This window comes from Microcoleus sp. D2_18a_D3 (genome assembly GCF_036702455.1).
In the GTDB taxonomy this organism is placed as follows: Bacteria; Cyanobacteriota; Cyanobacteriia; order Cyanobacteriales; family Microcoleaceae; genus Microcoleus.
In genome coordinates this window covers 1-2,967 of record NZ_JAUBTK010000186.1, presented here as the reverse complement: position 1 = coordinate 2,967, position 2,967 = coordinate 1, and the positions used below count along the sequence as shown (strand labels likewise).

Here is a 2,967-nt window from a genome sequence, read left to right as displayed (position 1 = left end):
TTACTTGAACGGGTTAATTGGAAATCAGAGACAAGCTACATGAGTATAATTACTCACTACAAAAGTGACATACTCCCCATCATTACCCGCCGCCACTACCAGCAAAACTCCATTTTGCCGTGCATATTCTAACGCCTTACGTTCTGCTGGAGTCAACTCATAGCGCGTTGTCACACTCCCGTCAGCATTCTTCTGAGTCAAATCCAAACTGAGATTTGCGATCGCATTTTTCTGTCCAGAAGCCTTCGCAGCATCCACAAACTCTACCAAAGAATCAGCCCATCTCCCAGAGTCGATCGCCCTTCCCACCCACTTCGGCGCTGTCTTATTAATCGCATCAATAATCCCCAACATAAAAGTACCGTGCTCGCTACCTTCCCCAGGCTTCAGCAACGGATTGTCATCCCCGCCCACATAATCGCGGCCCTTCTTGATATTCGCGTAATTTAAATAAGGACTATCCGCACTCACACCAGTATCAATTGTCCCTACATAGGGCTGATCAGCCAAAGGAAAATCTAGCAATTGACGGATTGCATTCGGATTGTTAGGATTCGGCGCCTGCGGATCGACAGGAATTACAGCAATCGGCAAAGTCTCAAACGCACCCCCCGGATTGTAAGGGGTTTGAGTGGCAATCCCATCATGGTACAGACCCAGCGGGTCAAAATCAATCAGCGGCGGTAAATTGTTAGTTGGTGCTCCAGAAGGGTCGATCGGGCAAACACCGCTATCTGCAAAGAAATTAGGTAAATGCAAATCAGACAGCGACAAAGCACCCAATAACTGATGCAAGTAGTCAAACTGGTGCAGCCAACCCCCAACCCCCACACTCGGAGTCACAATTGTTTCTAATCTAAAACTTTTCGGTCGTTTCCGACTCTTTGTTTTACTTGAATTCCCAAAATCTTGAGCCTCTTTGCGTTTTTTGCCACCAAAATTTAGCCAGCCCATAACTTTTGCACCCTGATTAATATGAATTCGATCGCCAGAACTTAATTAAATGCCTTCAGACATTCAACCCAAATCCTTTGTTGACAAGGATTTTTCAATAATCGTCAAAATTTTCTGTTTAGTTTAGAATTTACGCAAACTTAACAAATTTTCTGTATAGGCGATCGCTTTACATCTGCCGCGCTTTGCTAACGGTCAGGCGGGCGATCGGACAAATACTTTGTTAATGCGTAATTTATATGATTTTTTGCTTCTTCACACCGTTATCATACACCCAAGTTCTATTTGCGATCGTAAAGTTTCGGTAAACTTTTTTGTAGCAACTTAATTATGACTTACGCCTTGCAAGGGGATAGCAATCCCAGCCTCAACCAGAAACATCCGCTACACGCTCGTTTCCCAGGCAATGACAGGTGGAAAATGCGTAATTCCTAAAATAGTTAGAATTTACACTTGCTTTTTTTATGCTTTCTGATAATATAAATACCAAGGTGAAATTTGGATTAAAGTCTAAAGCCCAAACAAATATCACTAAAGCTTCTTCACAAACAACTTAAATACTTCCCTGCTTCCTTGAAACAGGGGCCAACTCAGCCTTGAAACTTTCCGTTTTCAGCAAGACTTAGGGCGACTCGAAAAGATCAAAAACCCAGCGGAGAAAACATAAAAACAGAATAAGGCGATCGATTCAAGACAATTCAATAATACTCACGCACAGTTCCCCCTGGTCGATCCAAAAGTCCAGAGCCCCCTCGCATCCCCCTTAATAAGGAAGAGTTTGAGTAAATTCTCTTGTTCTCCCCGATGTTTTGGGAGACTTTACGAACACTCTTGTCCCCCCCCGATGTTTTGGGAGACTTTACGAACACTCTTGTCCCCCCCTTCTTAAGGGGGGCTAGGGGGGATCGAGTGTGGTTTAAAACGCGAATTCCTTCTTCCTTCTTCCTTCTGCCATACCATGCAACTCAAATCAGCGGTGCAGTGGATACCTCATCCCGACGGTCATTGGATACTTCGCAATCCCGAAGACATTACCTGTATTCAAGTTGACGACTTTGACAAACAGGTAATTTTGCAATTAAGTCAACAACCACTAACTAATATTCTCGCTGAATACGACCTCGATTTAGAAGATGTGCAAAATCTTTTGAAAGACTTAGCACAAGCAGGAATGCTAGAAGGAACCAAGCCGCCGAAAGCTAAATTCAACCTGCTATCCTTCACAATTCCCCTAGTCAATCCTGATGTTTGGCTATCGCAGCACATCGACAAATTACGCTGGATTTGGACGTGGGAATTTGGCTTTTTCCTGTGCGCTTTCATCTCTTCCTCTGTAGCAGTGTGGTTGGCTTCCTCTGCCGAAGTCGCCGCCTCACATCAGCAGTTGTGGATAGCCGGCAAAAATGACACTATTTTCACATTTGTATTGCTGACAATGCTAGTAATAGCTTTGCACGAATTAGGTCATGCTTTCACGCTCAAACACTACGGCGGCATAGTTAAAGAAATTGGATTGTTGTTTATGTGTCTCATCCCCGGATGTTACACAGATCCAACCGACCAATACAGTTTAGTCAGGCGGAAACAGCGGGTTTTAGTAGTAGCCGCAGGAGTATTAATCCAAGTAACAATTTGGGCATTTGCTGTTTGGATGTGGCTGTTTTCTCAGTCCAATCCAATTTTGCATCAAATTAGTTACCTGTTGATGGTGGCAGCATTGCTGACAGTGGCAATTAACTTGAATCCGTTGAATAGATTTGACGGTTATTATTTGTTAGTAGCTGGAACTGGCATTAACAATCTGCGACAAAGGTCGTTTGATTTTTATGTAGACTTGTTGCGGAGGGAGGAGATTGAGGAAGCAGTCGAAACGCAATGGGTTTTAGCGGCTTATGCGCCTTTGAGTATAGTTTATACTGTTTGGGCTTTTACTTACTTAGGGCTTGCTGAAAAAGTAAGAAAACAGGATTTAGAAAGATGAATGAACTCGCGAGTCCCTTGATACTATAAGCT

Annotated in this window: 2 protein-coding genes; one reads left to right on the top strand and one right to left on the bottom strand. The window is 43.5% G+C overall.

All coding sequences use genetic code 11. From position 1 onward, the window contains the following. Nucleotides 1–24: 24 nt before the first annotated feature. On the bottom strand, nucleotides 25–954 hold the full coding sequence (locus QUB06_RS34295; protein ID WP_333439263.1) for a S8 family serine peptidase: 930 nt from the start codon (nucleotides 952–954) through the stop codon (nucleotides 25–27). 958 nt (nucleotides 955–1,912) lie between these two features. Between QUB06_RS34295 and QUB06_RS34290 the strand changes: the two genes are divergently transcribed. Beyond that, on the top strand, nucleotides 1,913–2,935 hold the full coding sequence (locus tag QUB06_RS34290; protein WP_333439261.1) for a site-2 protease family protein: 1,023 nt from the start codon (nucleotides 1,913–1,915) through the stop codon (nucleotides 2,933–2,935). The last annotated feature ends 32 nt before the right edge of the window (nucleotides 2,936–2,967 follow it).

Bases quoted from the DNA above. Each gene is read 5' to 3' on its own strand.
- QUB06_RS34295 (WP_333439263.1), bottom strand. From the start codon at position 954: ATGGGCTGGCTAAATTTTGGTGGCAAAAAACGCAAAGAGGCTCAAGAT.
- QUB06_RS34290 (WP_333439261.1), top strand. From the start codon at position 1,913: ATGCAACTCAAATCAGCGGTGCAGTGGATACCTCATCCCGACGGTCAT.